Annotated in this window: 22 protein-coding genes; 5 read left to right on the forward strand and 17 right to left on the reverse strand. The window is 37.6% G+C overall.

Translation table 11 applies throughout. From position 1 onward, the window contains the following. The first annotated feature begins 38 nt into the window (after positions 1–38). Complete coding sequence (locus CRO15_RS08850; RefSeq protein WP_097045432.1) at positions 39–614, forward strand: Crp/Fnr family transcriptional regulator; 576 nt, start codon at positions 39–41, stop codon at positions 612–614. On the opposite strand, the gene CRO15_RS08855 is transcribed toward CRO15_RS08850, so the two are convergent. From CRO15_RS08855 to CRO15_RS08880, 5 genes are all read right to left on the reverse strand, one after another. Further along, positions 611–1372, reverse strand: coding sequence for a LytR/AlgR family response regulator transcription factor (locus CRO15_RS08855; protein WP_097045433.1), 762 nt, complete (start codon positions 1370–1372; stop codon positions 611–613). The two genes, CRO15_RS08850 and CRO15_RS08855, sit on opposite strands and share 4 nt — an antisense overlap. Beyond that, complete coding sequence (locus tag CRO15_RS08860) at positions 1369–2388, reverse strand: histidine kinase (RefSeq protein ID WP_097045434.1); 1020 nt, start codon at positions 2386–2388, stop codon at positions 1369–1371. Before CRO15_RS08860 ends, CRO15_RS08855 begins: the two co-directional genes overlap by 4 nt. Beyond that, positions 2385–3383: a sensor histidine kinase gene (locus tag CRO15_RS08865; RefSeq protein ID WP_165769938.1), complete on the reverse strand. Its 999-nt coding sequence runs from the start codon at positions 3381–3383 to the stop codon at positions 2385–2387. The genes CRO15_RS08860 and CRO15_RS08865 overlap by 4 nt, the downstream gene beginning before the upstream one ends. Before the next feature lie 104 nt (positions 3384–3487). Continuing rightward, positions 3488–4936 (reverse strand): hypothetical protein, encoded by a 1449-nt coding sequence (locus CRO15_RS08870; protein ID WP_097045436.1) that lies wholly within the window; start codon positions 4934–4936, stop codon positions 3488–3490. 166 nt (positions 4937–5102) lie between these two features. Continuing rightward, positions 5103–5963, reverse strand: coding sequence for an EamA family transporter (locus tag CRO15_RS08880; protein ID WP_243396941.1), 861 nt, complete (start codon positions 5961–5963; stop codon positions 5103–5105). Between CRO15_RS08880 and CRO15_RS19915 the strand changes: the two genes are divergently transcribed. Then, a complete protein-coding gene (locus CRO15_RS19915; protein WP_243396943.1) occupies positions 5872–6072 on the forward strand; it encodes a hypothetical protein in 201 nt (66 codons plus the stop codon). The genes CRO15_RS08880 and CRO15_RS19915 overlap by 92 nt on opposite strands. 63 nt (positions 6073–6135) lie before the next feature. On the opposite strand, the gene CRO15_RS08885 is transcribed toward CRO15_RS19915, so the two are convergent. After that, positions 6136–6465, reverse strand: coding sequence for a hypothetical protein (locus CRO15_RS08885; RefSeq protein WP_097045439.1), 330 nt, complete (start codon positions 6463–6465; stop codon positions 6136–6138). Positions 6466–6684: 219 nt separating this feature from the next. Between CRO15_RS08885 and CRO15_RS08890 the strand changes: the two genes are divergently transcribed. Together CRO15_RS08890 and CRO15_RS08895 are read left to right on the forward strand one after the other, a co-directional pair. After that, positions 6685–7200, forward strand: coding sequence for a YceI family protein (locus CRO15_RS08890; RefSeq protein WP_097045440.1), 516 nt, complete (start codon positions 6685–6687; stop codon positions 7198–7200). Between the two features lie 147 nt (positions 7201–7347). Beyond that, on the forward strand, positions 7348–8013 hold the full coding sequence (locus tag CRO15_RS08895; RefSeq protein WP_097045441.1) for a hypothetical protein: 666 nt from the start codon (positions 7348–7350) through the stop codon (positions 8011–8013). A 176-nt stretch (positions 8014–8189) separates the two neighbouring features. Here CRO15_RS08895 and CRO15_RS08900 read toward each other — a convergent pair whose 3' ends face one another. The 11 genes from CRO15_RS08900 to CRO15_RS08950 all read right to left on the reverse strand — a co-directional run bounded on the left by CRO15_RS08900 (position 8190) and on the right by CRO15_RS08950 (position 18142). After that, positions 8190–8618 (reverse strand): hypothetical protein, encoded by a 429-nt coding sequence (locus CRO15_RS08900; RefSeq protein WP_097045442.1) that lies wholly within the window; start codon positions 8616–8618, stop codon positions 8190–8192. 4 nt (positions 8619–8622) lie between these two features. Further along, positions 8623–8880 carry an acyl carrier protein gene (locus CRO15_RS08905; RefSeq protein ID WP_097045443.1) on the reverse strand — a complete coding sequence of 86 codons (258 nt, stop codon included), beginning with the start codon at positions 8878–8880 and terminating at the stop codon, positions 8623–8625. A 155-nt stretch (positions 8881–9035) separates the two neighbouring features. Continuing rightward, positions 9036–10313, reverse strand: coding sequence for a beta-ketoacyl-[acyl-carrier-protein] synthase family protein (locus tag CRO15_RS08910; protein WP_097045635.1), 1278 nt, complete (start codon positions 10311–10313; stop codon positions 9036–9038). Then, positions 10303–11055, reverse strand: a complete 753-nt coding sequence (locus tag CRO15_RS08915; RefSeq protein ID WP_313788461.1) for a GIY-YIG nuclease family protein — start codon at positions 11053–11055, stop codon at positions 10303–10305. Before CRO15_RS08915 ends, CRO15_RS08910 begins: the two co-directional genes overlap by 11 nt. A 70-nt stretch (positions 11056–11125) precedes the next feature. Continuing rightward, positions 11126–11905, reverse strand: a complete 780-nt coding sequence (locus CRO15_RS08920; protein WP_097045444.1) for an SDR family oxidoreductase — start codon at positions 11903–11905, stop codon at positions 11126–11128. A gap of 12 nt (positions 11906–11917) precedes the next feature. Continuing rightward, positions 11918–12973, reverse strand: coding sequence for a type III polyketide synthase (locus CRO15_RS08925; protein ID WP_097045637.1), 1056 nt, complete (start codon positions 12971–12973; stop codon positions 11918–11920). Next, positions 12973–13686, reverse strand: coding sequence for a methyltransferase domain-containing protein (locus tag CRO15_RS08930; RefSeq protein ID WP_243396937.1), 714 nt, complete (start codon positions 13684–13686; stop codon positions 12973–12975). Before CRO15_RS08930 ends, CRO15_RS08925 begins: the two co-directional genes overlap by 1 nt. Next, positions 13686–14813, reverse strand: a complete 1128-nt coding sequence (locus CRO15_RS08935) for an NAD(P)/FAD-dependent oxidoreductase (protein ID WP_097045446.1) — start codon at positions 14811–14813, stop codon at positions 13686–13688. Before CRO15_RS08935 ends, CRO15_RS08930 begins: the two co-directional genes overlap by 1 nt. A gap of 80 nt (positions 14814–14893) precedes the next feature. Then, positions 14894–15586: a YiaD family glycine zipper/OmpA-like lipoprotein gene (locus CRO15_RS08940; protein ID WP_097045447.1), complete on the reverse strand. Its 693-nt coding sequence runs from the start codon at positions 15584–15586 to the stop codon at positions 14894–14896. Between the two features lie 6 nt (positions 15587–15592). Next, entirely contained in the window at positions 15593–16078 is a 486-nt protein-coding gene (locus CRO15_RS08945) for a lipocalin family protein (RefSeq protein WP_097045448.1), read from the reverse strand. Positions 16079–16165: 87 nt separating this feature from the next. After that, the gene (locus tag CRO15_RS08950; RefSeq protein ID WP_097045638.1) at positions 16166–18142 is read right to left on the reverse strand and encodes an alpha-ketoacid dehydrogenase subunit alpha/beta; all 1977 of its coding nucleotides are present in this window, start codon (positions 18140–18142) and stop codon (positions 16166–16168) included. Positions 18143–18254: 112 nt separating this feature from the next. Here CRO15_RS08950 and CRO15_RS08955 point away from each other — a divergent pair, with 112 nt between their 5' ends. Then, complete coding sequence (locus tag CRO15_RS08955; protein ID WP_097045449.1) at positions 18255–19205, forward strand: isopenicillin N synthase family dioxygenase; 951 nt, start codon at positions 18255–18257, stop codon at positions 19203–19205. The last annotated feature ends 3 nt before the right edge of the window (positions 19206–19208 follow it).

Consider the following 19208-nt stretch of genomic DNA (forward strand, 5'->3'; position numbering starts at 1 on the left):
TCTTAGCATCACTAAAAAGGACATTTGTCCCACAAAGAATGATCAGAACCAACTTGAAATTAGTCGCATATACCGAAAACTTGTTCAATTCTGGAGAATATGATATTTGGAAGGAAGAGTTTGGTCCCAAACAAAAGATTATTGAGCAAGATCATAGATACAACAAGATATACCTCATTAAAAGTGGAATTGCCAAGTGTTATATTTCTGATGAAAATGGTAAAGAGTTTATCCAAGAATTTTTAGGGGAAGGAATGGAATTTGGTGAACTGGAATTCTTTAACAAAGGGTATACCATCTGCTCTGTAGAATCCATAACAGCTTTAAAAGTCTTTGTGTTCAGCTATGCCAGTTTTAACCAATTATTGGATTCTGATAGGCAGTTTAACCAGTTGATCATGAAAGCGCTTGCCGATAAAATACGGTATAAGGCTCCAAGACATTCCTACCAACACTCCTACCCCATCGAAGACAACCTTATCAGACTGAAAGAATTGTTCCCTGAGTTTACCGAAATCATATCCAAAAAAGACATTGCAAATTATATTGGAGTTACTCCCAGAAGTTTGAATCGTGCATTAAAAGAGCTAAAAGAAAAATCCGATCAATTCTAATCCAACCCTTCAAACCATTTTTTAAAATCGGCCACCTTCTCACGGCTAATGACCACTTCTTTATCCAATTTAGATTTTAGAGTGAGTTTTAATCTACGGTTGGCATAGACAGTAACATCTGTAATGGCAATGAGATTGACAATAAAGCTTCTGTTTACCCTAAAAAAGTGTTTGGGGTCCAACAACTCCTCCAAGGCCTCCAATTTGTATTCAATAATATATTTTTTGCCCTGATCTGTAATTAAATAGGCATCTCTGCCCTCTGCATAAAATGCATTGACAGTATCACTTGGCACTGAATGTATATGGTTTCCCATACTGACCAAAAACCGATCTTTGTAGGTCCTTTTTTGTATTTGTTGAATTACTGGGGTCAATATCTCAGGGTTTCCGAATTGTTTTTTTAAAGATTTCAGTTTTTGAAGAGCCCTAGAAAGATCTGTGAACATAATTGGTTTTAATAAGTAGTCTATACTGTTCACTTTAAAGGCGTCTATGGCAAATTCATCAAAAGCTGTTGTGAAGATAACAGGTTTTTGAACCGTGACTTTCGAAAAAATTTCAAAACTTAGTCCATCCGTAAGTTGTATGTCCATAAAAAATAAATCTACCATAGATTGATTTTCAGCAATCCATGGAACGGCCTGTTCCAACGAGGGTAAGGTTTTGACAATCTCTGTGGTTTCGCTATACTTTAAAAGATAACGTTCGAGTTTTTCAGCCGCCAAAGGCTCATCCTCAACAATAACTATTTTCATGCTATTTTAAGTTTTGGCAAATAAATGTTCTTGTAAACCTCCTCATGGATTACTTGAATCATTTGTGAAGTATAAAATCTATAATCCTTACAAATTGACTTTAACTCATTAATATTTAATGATTTGTGAATCTTTTCTTCATGTATATATTGAATGTTTATATTATTGTCCATCTCCAAAATATCAATCACTAGTTCCTTAGTTTCAGAGGGAATGGTTGTACGCATAATATTTTCAATAATTCTAAGAACGCTTCCAGGAACTATAAGTGTTTCTTTAACCATTACTTTTCCCATTTGAATGTTTCGATATGGCAGTTCAGAAAACAGCGGCAATAATTCCTCTAGAATTTTCAGTTCCGTCTCTATTGGGACCAACTCATTTTTCTTTTGGGATAACAGATATCTATAAACCATTGCAAAACGATCCGTAACCTCTTCTGCTTTATCCGGGTTCGACTTCATTGTAACCAAAATGGTTTCAAGACTTTCAAAAAAAAGTTCAGGGTTTACTCCTCTTTTAAAATCTGAAAAGTCATCCTCAACTTCCTTTCTGGCCCATTCCTCTTTTTCTAATTTGTCAGTGTTCACCATATACAAAAATTGGTGACTCACATAAAGCATAACATAGATTAGGGCAATTACAGAGAAAATACTGTTAAAAACTAACAACTCCCTACTGTTGGGTGTATAAAAAAGCACTTTGGAAAAGTAAACATACATGGCAAATGACACCAATGCAATATTAACGGCTATAGTACTTACAATCTGTAAAACTGTTTTTACCAAAAAAGAAGAAGGCTTTTTTAGTCGACTAAAAACAATGATAGATATTCTGGAATATTCCTGAATTAAATAGGCTAGACCAATGCACACATATAGTTCTTGCCCAAAAAAATTGATGCCCAATTCATCAATGTTATTATTGATCAACAGAATAAACAGATACACCAAAGTACCACTAAACAAAGGACTTAATAGCCTAAACAAAGGTTTATGTACAAATAACTTTTTCATTTGATTATGGGCAATTGCACCGTGAAATCTTCACCGTTGATTATTTTAACCTGTTTATTGGCCAACAGCTCATATCTTGAAACAATATTTTTAAGTCCAATCTTTAAAGATTTTACTCCTGATGGGCTCTTCGTTTTATTATTGCTTACTTCCAAAAAACCGTTGTAGGTTTTAATGTAGACTTTTAACGGGTTCTTTGCATCTAGAACATTGTGCTTAACCGCGTTTTCCACCAGCATCTGAAGCGTCAATGGGGGTATTTTGTTCTTCAGTTCTTCATCGGATAACTGCAAATCCAATGAGAAATGATTGCCAAAACGCGTTTGTACCATAAAACAGTAGGAATGCACAAAATCCAGTTCGTCTTCTAATGTAACCAACACTTCACTATAGGTCTTGAGTGTATATTGATAGGATTTAGCCAGTGAACGAATGAACTCTTCTGCCTTCTTTACATCTTTACGGAACAAAGACGAAAGGGTATTTAAACTATTGAAAAGAAAATGTGGACTAAGCTGTGATTTTAACGCGTTTAATTGAAGTTCAGTTTGTTTACGTTTGTATTGAACTTCCTTAATTTGCCCAACAGTATATTGCCTATAAGAATAAAAGACAAAATAAATAATGTTATAAATAAGAATTGTACATACTAATAGAATTCCAATTTTCAATGAAGTATTGTTTCCTGAAATAGAGAAGAAAGTATGTTCGGGATACAACAATTCATATCCTCTTAACCCTAAAAACACGATACCAAATCCTATTAGCATATGGCAGACTATGCCCAGTAAAAGTCGAAATCCGGTTTGTTGTTTCCATCGTACTGTTTTGTTCAAAAAAAGATTGCAGAAATGAAATGCGTAACTAACCAACACACCCAACACACCGTTAAGGATAAGTTCCCAAAAACTAGGTTTGCCGCTAAAGTTGTGAAAACTATAGAACAGGGCTCCTACTGTAAAGCCCAAAACAATGAGGAATAGATTTCTTCCCATCTTTGGTTGGTTTAAGAAAAATCCAAAAGCCTTGTCCATAGCACCAAAATACTCAATATAATGCTAAAGCATTGGAGTATTCTAGTGATTAAGACATTAGCTGGTTATTCAATTGCGTTAGAAGCCCTTCTGTAATGTGAATCTGAAGAAATACTTTTACATGCAGACCTATATGCTTCTTTAGTCTGCTGACCATATTTGGAGGCAGTCCTTGAAAAAGCAATAAGTGATTCAGCTTTATGATAATCAGAATTGATGTTCTTAATAGACGTAAAAATCTTAGAAAGTTGTTCGTCGGAATAAGTGTTCCTTGCCATTTGTTTAAAAACATCAGCTCTATGGTGATCAGACCCCATGTGATCAAGAACATTGATCAAAGCGTCAATATTTTCGCTATTCAGCTCTTTTCTTACAGCTATCTTTAACACATTGGCTTTATGGCTGTCCGAATCCATATTACCTACTTGTTTTAGTGCATGGGACAGTGATGATGGGCTTAATTTTTTTCGCAACACTTTAGAAAGCACATTGTCCAGATGACTATCAGAATCCATACTCTCCAATACATTCAACAATGTATGGAAGGTGTCATCTGTGACTCCCTCAGTATTTAAGGCAGTTTGGAACACTTGCGATTTATGATGATCAGAATCGATTTCCTTGGCGGTGCTTAAAAGCAACTTTAGATTAGAGTTGTTCAGCGAAGAGCTCCTAAGAACGGTTGTAAGTACACTGGACTTGTGGTAATCGGAATCTATGTCCCTGGCAATGACGAAAAGCGCATTCAATTGGTTTTCTTTTATAGCACCATTTTTCACCAATCTTTTTAGAACTTCCGCTTTATGGTGGTCGGAATCAATTTCCGAAGCTGCTTCAATAAAGGCCGTAATACTAGCTTCAGTAGATAAAAATTTAGTGATATTAGCCTTTAAGATATCAGCTCGGTGATGATCAGAGTCAATATCATCTCCAACAACTTTAAGAACGGATATTAAATCAGCATTCTTAAGGTCTTTTTCCAATAGAAGTTTGATGTATCTAGACTTTACATGATTACCACCAATAAAGCCAACTTCTTTAAGCACCCCGTACGCTCCTCCTTTTCTATATATACGGTCAACACGTTGTTCAGAACCTAAGGTAGATGTGCGGACCACCTCTAGGAGAATTTCCGCCATCCATTTTCTGCCCTCTGAGTCAAAATTCCTTTCAGAACTCCCTACATAGTATTTTTTAATGAGTTGGCCCGAATTGTTAGATTCAATAAGGATACGCCTACGATTTCCAAACGCAGATTTCTTAATCTCCATAAATCCCCCTCTAGAAATTGCCACAACATCCATGTCATCATCAGAAAGGGTGATATCCCCTCTGAATTCAACGTGAAAATTGTTTCCAAACCCATTCTTTACGGAAATGGATGTTTTCCCATTATCACTAATACTGATAGAAGTGCTTCGACTCTGCGCATTAACAGAACTACCGCCAAAGATTAGAAGAAAAAGAATAACCTTTAACAATAGTGTTGCGAAGAATTTTGATAATTGATTCATGATTGTTCGTTTTTTGATTGATGATTTTAAAACTGTCTTGATTGATTTGATTGATGCAGCAAAGATGTACCACATTTCCTTTACGCAAAAACAAAATGTAGTGAGTTGGACAATTCATGTATTGAACTGTACAGGAACCTCAAAACTGCTAGAAATACTTTGTGAGCTACTGCTTAAATCGCTCAAAAATGGCTAAAGTCTTTTTGGTGTTGATAAAATAAACACCTGTGAGCAAGACTACTGCAGCTATAACGGATTGAAACGTAATCTGTTCATTAAGAAAATACCAACCCAAGATCAACGCAACTATTGGATTCACATAAGTAGAAGTAGCCACCTTTTCTGGCGACACTGTTTTTAAGAGGTAATTGAAAGAGGTAAATGCTAAAATACTACCAAAAATCACCAATAAGATCATAACAAGTTGCACCTTAGTAGTCCATACAAAGGGAGAAGTCCAGTTTTCTCCAAAACATAAGCTCATCAATGCCAAAATAATACCACCTGTGAACATTTGATAGCCAGTATTCACAAAATAATTGGTGGGCAAGTTTGCTTTTCCTACAAAAAGACTTCCATAGCCCCAGCTTAGCATACAGGCAAAAATCATAACCATACCCATAACTGAACCTTCTTTGGTAATAATCTGTTTTTGGCTCACTAGAAGATAAATGCCAACAATTCCCAAAATAACCCCGATTACAGACATGGGTTTAATTCTTTTTCCCTGAAGGATGCGCATTAGAAGAAGAATAATCAATGGTTGAGCGGAAATTTCCAGGGCAGCAAAACCTGTATCCACATATTTTAAAGCCCAAACCACTACTCCATTTCCAAAACTCAGGAAAAGAAATCCTGCGATAATTGTATTCAGTAATTGTTTTTTGGTAATAGAAATTTGAATTCCCATAAGTTTTGCCATCACAAAAATCAATATGCCAGCTGTAGTAAATCTAAATGAGGCAAGCATAAAAGGAGGCAGTTCCAGTACTGCAATCTTATTCAGTAAATATGTGGATCCCCATATTACGTATATGGCAAAAAAGGCAAGGATAACAAGTGTGGAATTAGAAGATTTTCCCATGCTCAAAAACCTGGTTATTGCCTTACAATATTACGGATGTTTAAAAGAGTAAAAAATATATTTCTATTGAAGTTGCTTAGGCTTGAATATATTTCACAAATAGGTCTTGTCCAGTTCAAGAATATTGGTTGACATCCAAGAGATAAGCAGCTATGTCTTTCTCTAGCTTTTTAAATTGGTTCAAGTGCAGTTTAATATCCTCTTTCAATTTTATGGAAGAGACTCGTCTTTGCTCAATGAGTCCCATAATGTGCTTTTGTTGTGCATTAAAAAACATAAACCCACGTCTTAGTTCATGTAATTTTTCAAATCTGGACGGGTTGGTAGGCTCACTAGTGTATGCATTGATTTTTTTGGAAAGCTGGCGAACAATATTATTGTTTCGTTCCATTCTTATCAATAATCCTTGTAACTGTTCAGTGCTATTTTTGGTTACATTATCCATACCATTCAACTTAAACTTGCAATGCATCAAAACCTCCACTGAAGATACTAATTATCTTACAATTTTATAAGATATTAACTTCATTTTTTAAAAGATTTAATATTTATTTAAAGGCATAACAAGCGTCTCTCTTCTCTACTCCAAAAACATCTTTTGATTATCAAAACTGTAAGTAGTATCTTTCCCAATAGACCTATTAAGTAGTTTGAATCATTTTTTATGATAAAAGTTTTTTCCTTTTTCCTTGTTTTGTCCATTGGCCTGTCTCACCAAAATGTATTGGCACAAGAGGCAAGAATCGCTAAGGCTGAAATTTCTTTTGAATTTGTTTCAAAAAAAGTCAACGGAACCATCACTGGTTTTGAATCTACATCCAGCATTGATTGGGAGCATCCTGAAAATTCCCTTTTGCAAGGGTCTGTGCTCTCCAAAACCCTTGACACTAACAATGGACTCCGTAATTGGTCTTTACGCAGCGGGAAATATTTTGATGTTGATGATTATCCAAGAATCACATTTAAGAGTAAACAGATAATCGTAAAGGATGAAAAATGGATTGTGAAAGGCAATTTGGTGATTAAGGAAACAACAAAACCTATTACCATCACTTTTATCAGAAAACAAAATCAACTTATTGGCACAACTGAGCTGTATTCCATTGATTATGGAATCAAAATCAAGAAGAAAAGGGAAGATAACCTAGTGAAAATAAAAATGATGTTTGACATAGAATAACCTTTCACTCTCCATCTTCGCCTTCTACCTCCTATACTTAAGCATTTAAACCCAACCAACTCTTCCATCAACTCATAAAGCACATCTATCAATTCATAGAATATTAAGGCCTCATGCGGCTCTATCTTAGTAATCAAAAGTAATTTTATGAAATTAGAAAGACTATTGGTTTTGGGCTGTGTGGTAATTTCAGTCACCTTTATTTCCTGCTCCAAAGGAGATACCGGAGAACAGGGGCTTAAGGGAGATCCGGGAGAATCTGTTAAAGGAGAGCCAGGACAGAATGGAGATTCTGCATATGAAATAGCGGTTGCCGAAGGTTTTGAAGGTACACAAAACGAATGGCTGGAATCACTTAATGGTGAAAAAGGAAATGATGGGAATGATGGCCAGGATGGCAACGCCAATGTAAAACGTTTTGATATTGATATGTCAGATTTTGCAGGCCCAACCTACACTAACACTCTTGCTATTGCTCCACAAGACTTACCTGATTACACCATCTTTTTTTACCTTAAACAATCAAATGGTATATTGATTCCCGTTCCAGGATCACTTGAAGCAGATTTGTACTATTCAAGGATTGAGTACAATGAAGATACAGCCGAATTTACCTTGAAATTTTATCAAACTTCAACCAATACTCCTTACAATGTGACAATAGGAAAATTCACTATTTTTAGAATAGTGGCCATTAAAACTCCATTAACCAGCAAAAATGGCAATGAAAATCTTATATCCCAACTTAAAGCAGATGGAATAGATACTAATGATTACCATGCAGTTGCAAAATATTTTGGCATAGAAGAGTAGTTTGGTTTTTTCATATCATGTTTTTTATTGCAGAAGAGCCCTTAAGGGCTTTTTTTTTGGGTAAGGAAAGATGGGCTGGACTTAACACCAAAATGAAAGAGACATAGTAAGCATCTTCGTGGTACGTGGGATTCTTCATTCACTACATTATTCAGAATGACAAATAATCGAAGTAATTAACTCTTTTCAAAAAGCAAAGCATATATCTTTCCAACCAACCAATTCCCAGTAGGAAAGTAAAGGGCAAAGAACAGCGCCATACCCAAGCTAAAATTCCGAATGTTGAAAAATTGGTCCAATATATTATCTGGGTATGCATAGGAGGTTTGCAGGGCATAGCCGGCAAACTCCAACAAACCCATTGCAATAAGTCCATAGGCATATTGCATATGAAATGGAAGTCCTCGCAGCAACAAAGAAACAGGCACCATATACAAAATGTAGCAAGTAATCACCTGCCACCAAAAGGTGAATTTTGCGATTCCCGCCTGCATGCCAAACCAGTCCATTCCCATTCCCCATAAAAAATAAATAACGCAGTAGATTGCAATCAGTCGTTTATCCACATTTAGTTTTTGCTTGGCGTAGTTCCAAAATTTCTTCATAATGTTATGATTGTTTGCTGGCTATTTTAGTATCTATGATTTTTAGAGCATCTGCTACTGTTTGCATGCCATCCATATCTTCATTTTCAAGCATGATATCAAATGTATCTTCAACATCCAGCACAATATCTACCAGGTTAGCCGAATTTATATTCAACTCTTGGGTAAAATTGCTCTCCAACTGAATGGTATCCTCCGAAACATCATCTGGTAGGTACGTTTGCACTATTTCCTTTAATTTTTGATAACGTTCTTTTTCCATTTATACTTTTTGGATTAAAACTTTGTCAGCGTAAAATACACAATTACTCCTTTTATCTATAATTCAGCAGCCCTTCGACAGGCTCAGGGTGACATTACTCTGGATGTGTGAATTGCCATAAATGTAAGGTCGAGCGCAGTCGAGATCAAATTATACTATTCAAAATCATATGTTTTAAAAATAACACAGGCATTTACATCTCCAAAACCAAAACTGGCCTTTGCAATGATTTTTGGGGCAATGTTCAATGTAGATCGGGGAATTCGAGATTCATCCACAATTTTATTTATCTCTGGATGAATGTCCTCACAGTTCACGTTTCCAAAAATTTGATTTTCACTGAACTGAAGTAGGGTTCCCACGCATTCAATACTCCCAGCCGCCGCCAAGCAATGCCCAAACATACCTTTAAAAGAGTTTACATACGGAAAACCTATTCCTTTTCTTCCCAATGCTTTGCTCCAGTTTTTGATTTCTGCTGGATCCTTTGCCGTTGCGGTCAAGTGTCCATTAATTGTATCTACCTGTTCTGCTTTTATTTTTGAATCTTCAAGTGCAGATTTTAAGCAACGTACCACAGCTTCATTGTTGGGTGCTGTCATGGTACCTCCTGCTCTTTGCCCCCCACTATTTATAGCTCCTCCAATAATTTCCCCATAAATAGTAGCTCTACGCTCCAAGGCGCTGTCCAAGGATTCCAATACCAAAGCTCCTGCCCCACTACCGGGCACAAATCCAGTAGCGGTGGCACTCATGGGCCTACTTGCAGCTTCTGGATTCTCATTATGTTTTCTTGGTAATATGCGCATGGCATCAAATCCGCCCCAAACATAAGGTCCGCTGTCGCTGCAACTACCAACAAGCATCTTTGTTGCTTTTTTTAATTTTATACGCTCATAACCCATTAAAATCGCTTCCGTTCCTGTGGTGCAGGCAGATGAGTTGGTGGTGACCAGGTTTCCACAGCCCAACATTCCACCTAAATATGCGCTTATTCCACTAGCCATGGTCTGAACCACAGAAGTACTCCCCAAACGTCTGACATTGCCCTCATCAACTTTATAGATAGATTCCCTGAATTTGTCCACTCCAAGAATACCAGTTCCAAAAATTACCCCAGAGTCCCAATCAGGGTTTTCTTCGGGAGTAACGGTCAATCCAGCATCTTCCCATGCATCTTTGCCAGCCATTACCCCATAAACAATGCCACTGGCATTGAGCCCTTTTAATTGAACATTGGTAAAGTATTTATTTAGATCAATATTATCAATATCCGGTTTACCAGCAATTTGACATCCAAAATTTAGGTTTTTTAATTCTGGATGAAAATTTATTCCGCTTGTTTGATTTTTTAAACTTTGCACAAACTCAGACAAACCAATTCCATTTGGCGCACATACTCCCATTCCAGTAACCACCACCCTATTTTCCATCTTCATCCGTTTTAAGCATGCCCGCCAAAATACCTTTGCAAACCAATTTATTAGCAGTATTGAACATTTTAACTTGGCATTTTAGTTTATTGAAACGGAAATACACTTTCTTGGAAGTGACTTTTACCGTTTCTCCTGGAAAAACAGGTAAATAAAACTCCATTTCAGAACTGCTCATTGCAATATTCAATCTCTTTCCATCAAACGAATTTTTGTCTCCTAAAAGATAAATACCCAGACTAACCACTCCAATTTGAGCGCAACATTCCGTTAATATCACGCCCGGTGTGACCGGAAACCCTTTAAAGTGACCATTATAGAAGTCCAGATTTTTATTGAAGTTATATGTGCCTTCCACGGAGTTTTCGTCAATATGGTTTAGCGCATCCACAAAGAGAAAGGGATGGGAATATGGGAGTTTGGTGATTATCCACTTATTGTCAGTCTGAGCTTGTCGAAGACTATTTTTCGATAATTTGGGAAGCATATCGTAATCTCCGTTTATCAGGGCGTGTTTCTTTTTTCTGCTCCATCCTTTTAATTGTTTCTCTCGGGCTATTGCTTCCTCTGGATTCAAAAAATCTTGATACCACACCAATTGTACTGGACGTCGGGTAAACGTATATGCTTTTGTATCCATTCCCTGATTATGCTGCAGCTCTCTTTCAAAAACATCATTTGTGATTCCTATATAGTAGGAATCGTCAGAACAGCTTAAAATATATACAAAATACTTTTTCATTACCCAATGACGATACCTCTATAATCCTTCGACAGGCTCAGGATGACATCACTTCGTTTTATTTCAATTTTCATCGTAAACTCTCCCCTCCATCCACTTTAATCACCGCTCCCGTAATCCATTTGGCCTCATCCCGCGTTAGCAGATACACCACATTGGCAATATCTTCCGGTGTTGTCAACCTATGGTTGGGGTTTCTTTTTAGCGCTTCTTCCCTTAACAAATCACTATTGGGAATTAGTTTAAAAGATTTTGTTTCTGTCATCCCGGCCTGAATACAATTGGCCTTTATTCCCACAGAAGCAAATTCAAGCGCAATACTTCTGGTCAATGATTCAAGTGTGGCCTTGGCTGCAGAAATCGCTGCATAGTTCTCCCATGCCTTATAACTACCTTCACTTGTAAAGGATATGACCCTAGCATCATGTGCAAAGAGTTTCTCAGTAACCAAAGTTTTCACCCAATCGTACAAATTAATGGCCATGGCATCGATTGTAAGGTGAAAATCCTGATTGCCAAGAGTATTGTTTTCTTCTCCGTGAATAGGTTTTAGATTGCCTTTGGCAATACTATGAACGAGGACATTTATTTTCTCGCCTTTAATGCGTTCTCCAATCTTATGGAGTACTTCCGTTTTCTTTTCGGGGTTAACAGCATCTATGTTGAAGTTGTGCAATTCAACTTTACTCGCAATTTCATCAAACTCTTGGTTAATCAGCGCCATATCGGCCTTTCTATCTCTGTGCAACACAATGATTCCGAAATTATGCTTAGCAAGTTTTTTAGCGGTTGCTAGGCCCAGACCGCTACTCCCCCCTAAAATCAATGCCCATTTTGATGTTCGTTCCATTTGTTAACTAAATTACCACTTCAGCAAGACACGTTGTGCTGAAAACCCAGGGCCAAAGCTCAGTATCAGTCCCTGTTCTCCGTCTGCCATTTCTTTTTCTAGGAACCGCTCCAGTACATAAAGTACAGTAACACTGCTCATATTCCCATAATCTTTCAACACTTGCCTTGTATCATCAATATCCTTCCCCAATTTACCAAACAATTCCTCAACCGTCTGCACAATTTTTTTTCCTCCGGGATGAAAAATCAAATGATTCACTTCTTCAATACTTGATTTAAATTGCTTTAAAAAGGGATGAACAATATGAGGGAAATGATTGGCAATGACTTCTGGAACGGCGGGGTCCAGTATCATTTTTAAACCTGTGTTGGTTAAATCAAAGCCCATTAAATGGGTAGCATCTTTAAAATGGTACATTTCCTCTCCTACAATCTCAGGCCCTTGGTCTTCTTCAGCAGAAGACAGTAAAACGCAAGCGGCGCCATCTCCAAAAATTGCAGCGCTTACCATATTGGCCATGGAAAAATCATCCAATTGAAAAGTGGCCGTAGGACTTTCCACCGCAACTATTGCAGCACGTTTCCCTGGATTTGACCTAAGAAAATTTGTAGCATAGATCAGTCCGGAAACTCCAGCTGCACATCCCATTTCGGTTACGGGAAGCCTTACAACATCTTGCCGAAGGTCCAGTGCATTCACCAAATAAGCATCCAAAGAAGGAATCATTATGCCTGTGCAGCTTACTGTAATGATGTAATCCAAGGAGTCTGGTTGCCAATTTACTTTTGTCAACGATTTTCGCAACACCTGTTCACCAAGAGACTTTACCTCTCTAACATAGATATTGTTCTTTTCCTCAAACGAAGTGGCGTTGAACACCTCTTTAATATCCATAATTCCATATCGACAATCCACCCCAGCTCCTTCAAATATCTTTATCACCTTTCTTCTAAAACGGTCTTCTTGGCCGGAAAGCCATACATCAACAAACGGAAGTATATCAGAAGTTTGCCTACTATACTTGGGTAGCTGTTTTGAGACTCCAACGATGCGTACTGTACTCATTAGCTCTTTTGTCGGTTGAATTTCATTACCCATACATATCTAAATGCCCATTTCCATTGAATTCTATGTGTAACGTTTGGTATTTTTTTTGATAAACATATCAAGTCCCTTCTTTTAAAACCTTTGCTTATGGATACTAGCCCATCATATTTTGCAACATGGGTCTTAATGAAGAAGAAGCCAAATAATTGAAAAAGATAATAGGCCAATTTGCTACGGTGAAGGTCATTGATCACCACACCTATTTTGGACAGGTTTATAAACTTATGCAGAAAGGCATCAATGCGTTCTTCCCCAAAATGATGCATGGTCAAAGTATTGATAAGGATGTCACAAGACAGACTTGAATCTGCTTTTAGAATGTCTGTTTTTTGAAATTCTATGTTCTCAAAGGCCTGCGATTCCCCCCTTGCTATTCGCAAAACATCATCTCTTAGGTCAATCCCCATCATGGTATGCAAAATTCCCTTATCACCTAAAAACACTGATAATTTCCTGAGCATTGTACCATCGCCGCAGCCCATATCCAAAATCGTATACGATTTTTGTGGGTTTTCTTTAATCAAATTCCATACTGCATTGATAGTGATAGACTCCCCACCCAACAATCTATTACATTTATTAATGTCCTTGTATGCTTCTTTTAAAAGGGCAAACTCCATATTAGGATCATCCATGAGCTCCAAGGCTCTGCTTCTCATAGAAAAATCCATCAATTTAAAATTGGTGTTCCGTGAGTGTTTCGAATCAAACTGCGAAGTAATACTTTTGAATTGGCCGCAGTGTTCATTCCAAAATTAAACCACTTGGTATGTAACATTAGCTGCTGTAATTGTCTACCTATCCAAATTCTTTTGTTAAAATTCTTTGTCCATAGTTTTTGATAGCTCTTTTCCATATCCATTCTGGAAAAATCGGGTTCTTCCAAAAACCTGAACACCTGTTCTGCTGCCAATTTTGCACTGTGTATGGCCATAGCCATTCCATTACCGCAAAGCGGATGAATCAACCCAGCCGTATCTCCGCACATTACGATATGATTATACACCGCTTGCTTCTTTTCAAATGAAATTTGTGCAATGCTCAAGTGTTTCTCGAATTTTGGCGTAGCCCTGGAAAGAAAATCCTTGAGAACTGGGTTTTGATAAACGACATTTTTATTGAAAGAAGCTATGTCCTTTTCCTTTTTAAAATTTTCATACTTCACCAAGCAACAAAAGTTGACATCTCCTTTTTCAGTTAAGGACAACCCACCATATCCACCAGGAAAACTATGTAGTCCAACCACATTTGAAGGGTGACTATTGTTTACATAATGACATTTGATGCCCAACCATGGGGATTTTTGCTGAATGAAGTCGCGCTTTAACTTCATATCTATATTGGACCGCTTGCCATATGCTCCAATGACTACGCTGCTTATAACTTCTTCTTTGGAAGAAAGTTTTACCAAAAACCTGTCGTCCTTATATTGTACATTTTCTACTGTCGCGAAAATAAAACCAACACCATTCTCCATTGCCAGTAAATACAATTGATGGTCAAAAGCGTATCTACTTATACCAAAGCCCCCCAGGGGTAATTTTACTGATATTTGTTTGCCTTTTTGTGTAGAGAGGTGAAGTGTATCTATTTTAGGTAGTTCTAAGCCATCTAGTATTACACCAAGTTGCGTTAGGTAAGGCTTAACTTCATTGGAAACATATTCGCCACATACTTTATGGTTAGGGTATTTATTTTTTTCTACCACCAGAACCTTTTTCCCTTTTTTCGATAAATCAAGGGCTGCGGTCAACCCTGCCAATCCTCCTCCAATAATAAGCACTTCGGGACTATTCACTTCATGAAGATAGCTTTTTTACAAATAAAAATCCCGATACAAACGTATCGGGACTCAAAAAAACATTTTATGCTAATATTTTAGCCCTTTGTTTTTTGTTGAGCTTCTTGCTTGAGCTCATCACTGGCAACAATCGCCAATTCCACTCGTCTGTTCTTGGCTTTGCCTTCAGATGTTTCATTGCTTTCACGCGGCTGAGTTTCCCCATACCATTTTGTGGTAAACCTACCGCTTGAAATTCCTTTTGCCACCAAATATTTGGTTACCGATTCTGCTCTTTGCTGAGACAATTTCCAGTTGTACTCCTCACTTCCTGCGCTATCTGTATGTCCTTCAACCAAAATATAAGAATCTGGATACTCTTTAAATATTCCAGCCAATTTATCCAAGGTTGCCGCAGATGTTCCTTTTACATCAGATCTGCTGGTATCAAAATATACACCAGCATCTTCGTTAAAGGTAACATTGATTCCTTCACCTACTCTTTTTACTTCTGCACCAGGAATCTCCTCTTCAATACGTTCTGCTTGTCGGTCCATTCTATTGCCAATATATCCTCCGGCAGCTCCACCAACCACAGCACCAATGATTGCTCCAAGTGCAGTGTTTCCTTTCCCTACATTGTTCCCTATCACTCCACCAATAACCGCTCCTCCGGCAGCTCCTATAGTTGCTCCTTTTTGGGTGTTGTTTGCATTTTTGACCGCATTACAGCTCACTATAAGGCTTAAGGCCATAACAACGGTCACGCTTCTTACTATTACTTTTTTCATTTGGTTTTATCTTTTTGAGAATTCATAAACTATGGTAACGGGTTGACCATCAACCGAAACATTGGATTTAAGTGTCATAGATTGTTCTGTAAGGTCTGTGATATTCAAACGATATCCAACACCTCCGGAAATATCTTTTCGCTTTTCATCAATAAACTTGAATTGCAATTGACTACTATAGTTTTGTGTTGGCTCAACTACAGACCATCTGAAGAAACGATCTCCACCTTGGCACAAGCTACTGGATGAAATGGTATACCTACCCGTACTGTTGTTATCCCTAAAGAACCAGTCACTTCCTTCAAAACAAATATCTTCAGCATCATTGAAGATCACGGATTTAAAATTACCGGTGTTATTTTCATAGGAAATGTTGTTCAAAGTCCAAGAACCGCTAAAAAGGTTTCGTTGACTCCTGGCGCTTTTAGAAACAGAGCATGACACCAACAGCATTGCCGTTAATGCCATAAAAAAGAATGATTGTTTTACCATAAGAATTGGAATTTAAATTTTAGTATATACGATTGAGACACCGGATTTATCGACCAGTGTTGTTAAAAAAATGTTAAAATGGTTTTATTAATATTTAAAAAGCTCTGTCAGCGCTATTTCAAATCGTTCTTTGGGTAGATAATTTTGCTCTAAACCTTTTTCAAATGGGATTGGTGTTTCCAAACTCCCCACCCTTTTAATGGGAGCATCCAAATACTCAAAGCAATTTTCCATGACCATAGCAGAAATATCACTGGCAATGCCACCAAATAACGTATCTTCTTGCAATACGATTAGTTTTCCTGTTTTTTGTACCGAAACAAAAATTGTTTCTATGTCAAGAGGTTGAAGTGTACGCAAATCTATGACATCTGCGTGAATATCCGGGTATTTTTCTAAAATTTCCATAGCCCAATGAACTCCGGCTCCATAAGTGACCACTGATAACGAATCCCCTTCTTTAAGAAGACTGGCCTTACCAAATGGCAGGGTATAATAATCCGTTGGCACATCCCCATAAACACTTCTATAGAGTCCTTTGTGCTCAAAGAACAATACTGGGTTAGGGTCATTTATCGCCGTATTTAACAGGCCTTTGGCATCATACGGGAATGCAGGGTATACCACTTTAAGTCCAGGGGTTTTTGTAAACCAAGCTTCATTGGTCTGTGAATGAAATGGGCCGGCTCCCACTCCACCACCGCACGGCATACGAACTACAACATCTGCATTTTGCCCCCATCTGTAGTGTACTTTTGCCAGATAATTAACAATGGGATTGAATCCAGTGCTGACAAAATCGGCAAATTGCATTTCTACCACAGCCTTCATCCCATTTATGGCCAAGCCCATTGCCGTAGAGACTACCGCCGATTCACAAATAGGTGTATTTCTGACACGACTTTTTCCGAATTTGGATGTAAAACCTTCGGTAATTTTAAAAACACCGCCATAATCGGCAACGTCCTGTCCCAATATTATCAACTCATTGTAGCGCTCCATAGATTGTTCTAAACCTTGGGAAACTGCATCGACAAAGCGAATATTATCTAAGTTATTTTTGGATTCAATATGCAGGTAATCAAATTCTTGATAAACCTCTTTTAACTCTTTAGTTTCAGATACTTCTATTAAAGGCTCATCAAAAGCAGTTTTTAAATTTAAATTGATTTCCTCAGAAATATCAGCTTTGAATTGCTCAATTTCCTCTCTGGAAATTATCTTTTCATCCAATAAAAAGGTTTCGTAATTAACCAGCGGGTCTTTTTTCGCCCATCTCTTCATTAACTTCTCAGGGACATATTTAGTACCACTGGCCTCTTCGTGACCTCGCATCCTAAAAGTTTTAAATTCCAACAAAATTGGTCGTGGCCGTTTTCTAACTGCTTTGCAAAGCTCGTTTACTTTGGAAAACACCTCCAGAATATTATTTCCATCAATAATCCGGGATTCTATTCCGTATCCCTTGGCCCTATCTGCTAAATGCTTGCAATTGTATTGTTCACTTGTAGGAGTAGAAAGTCCATAACCATTGTTTTCTATACAAAAAAGCACGGGCAGATTCCAAACCGATGCGATATTCAGGGCTTCATGAAAATCACCTTCGCTGGTTCCTCCTTCTCCCGTAAAGACCGCTGTGACCCTTTTCTTTCGACGTAACATATCTGCCAAGGCAATTCCATCAGCAACACCCAATTGAGGGCCCAAATGGGAAATCATCCCAATGATTTTATGTTCTTGCGTACCAAAGTGAAAACTCCTGTCTCTTCCTTGGGTAAAACCGCTTTTTTTACCCTGCCATTGACCAAAAAGTCGATGTAAAGGAATGTTTCTTGACGTAAACACCCCAAGGTTACGGTGCATTGGCAAAATATATTCCTCATCATTTAAAGCTTGGGTCACTCCTACGGCAATTGCCTCTTGTCCTATTCCGCTAAACCATTTGGAAATTTTGCCCTGCCTTAGCAGAATCAACATTTTTTCTTCAATCATTCTGGGTTTCAACATACCCAAATACAGTTCCAGAAGTTTTTGTTTATCCAGACCTCCAATATGATACCTCATAAAGTAAAAATTCAACTGGGTTAAATGTAATGAAAATGCCATCCATAGCCTTCAATTTTTAAAAAGGTTTCCTATTATTCATTACTTTTGATTGTAAACTAAATTTGAAGTTATGAGTGCAATTCCAAGCGTGGACTTAACGGATTTTGTGTCTGACGACCCAGCTAGAAAAGAAAAGTTTATCAAAGAAATAGGCGGGGCTTTTGAAAATATAGGTTTTGTGGCGTTAAGTGGTCATTTTTTATCAGATCAATTGGTAGGACAACTATATGCTGAAATCAAAAAGTTCTTTCAATTACCCCAAGAAACCAAAGATAGTTACGAGATTGAAGGTATTGGTGGCCAACGTGGATACACATCATTTGGAAAAGAACATGCTAAAGGAAAAAAAGAAGGGGACCTAAAAGAATTTTGGCATTTTGGGCAATATGTGGAAAACAATTCCAAGCTTGAAGATGAGTACCCCAATAATGTAGAAGTTAGTGAACTCCCAAATTTCAACGAAGTAGGCAAAGAAACCTATAAAATGCTGGAAAAAACAGCCAAGTACGTTCTTAGGGCATTAGCACTACACCTAGGTTTAGAGGAAACATATTTTGACCAATGGATCAAGAATGGAAACTCTATTCTAAGACCTATACATTATCCGCCGATTACAGAAGAACCAAAAAATGCAGTAAGAGCTGCTGCGCACGGAGACATTAACCTGATTACTTTGCTCATGGGTGCACACGGTAAGGGATTACAAGTTCAAAACCATCAAAAAGAATGGGTAGATGCCATTGCCAAACCAGATCAATTGATGATAAATGTAGGTGATATGCTATCACGATTAACCAACAACAAACTTAAATCTACAATACACCAAGTTGTGAACCCTCCCAAGGAACTTTGGGGAACCTCACGATACTCTATTCCATTTTTTATGCATCCCGTTAGCGAAATGCCCTTAAATTGCCTAGAAAATTGTGTAGATGAATCAAACCCTAAAGGTTTTGATGATACAACTGCTGGCGAATACCTTCATGAAAGGTTGATTGAATTAGGATTGGTAAAAAAATAACTA

This window comes from Flagellimonas pacifica (assembly GCF_900215465.1).
Taxonomy (GTDB): Bacteria; Bacteroidota; Bacteroidia; order Flavobacteriales; family Flavobacteriaceae; genus Flagellimonas; species Flagellimonas pacifica.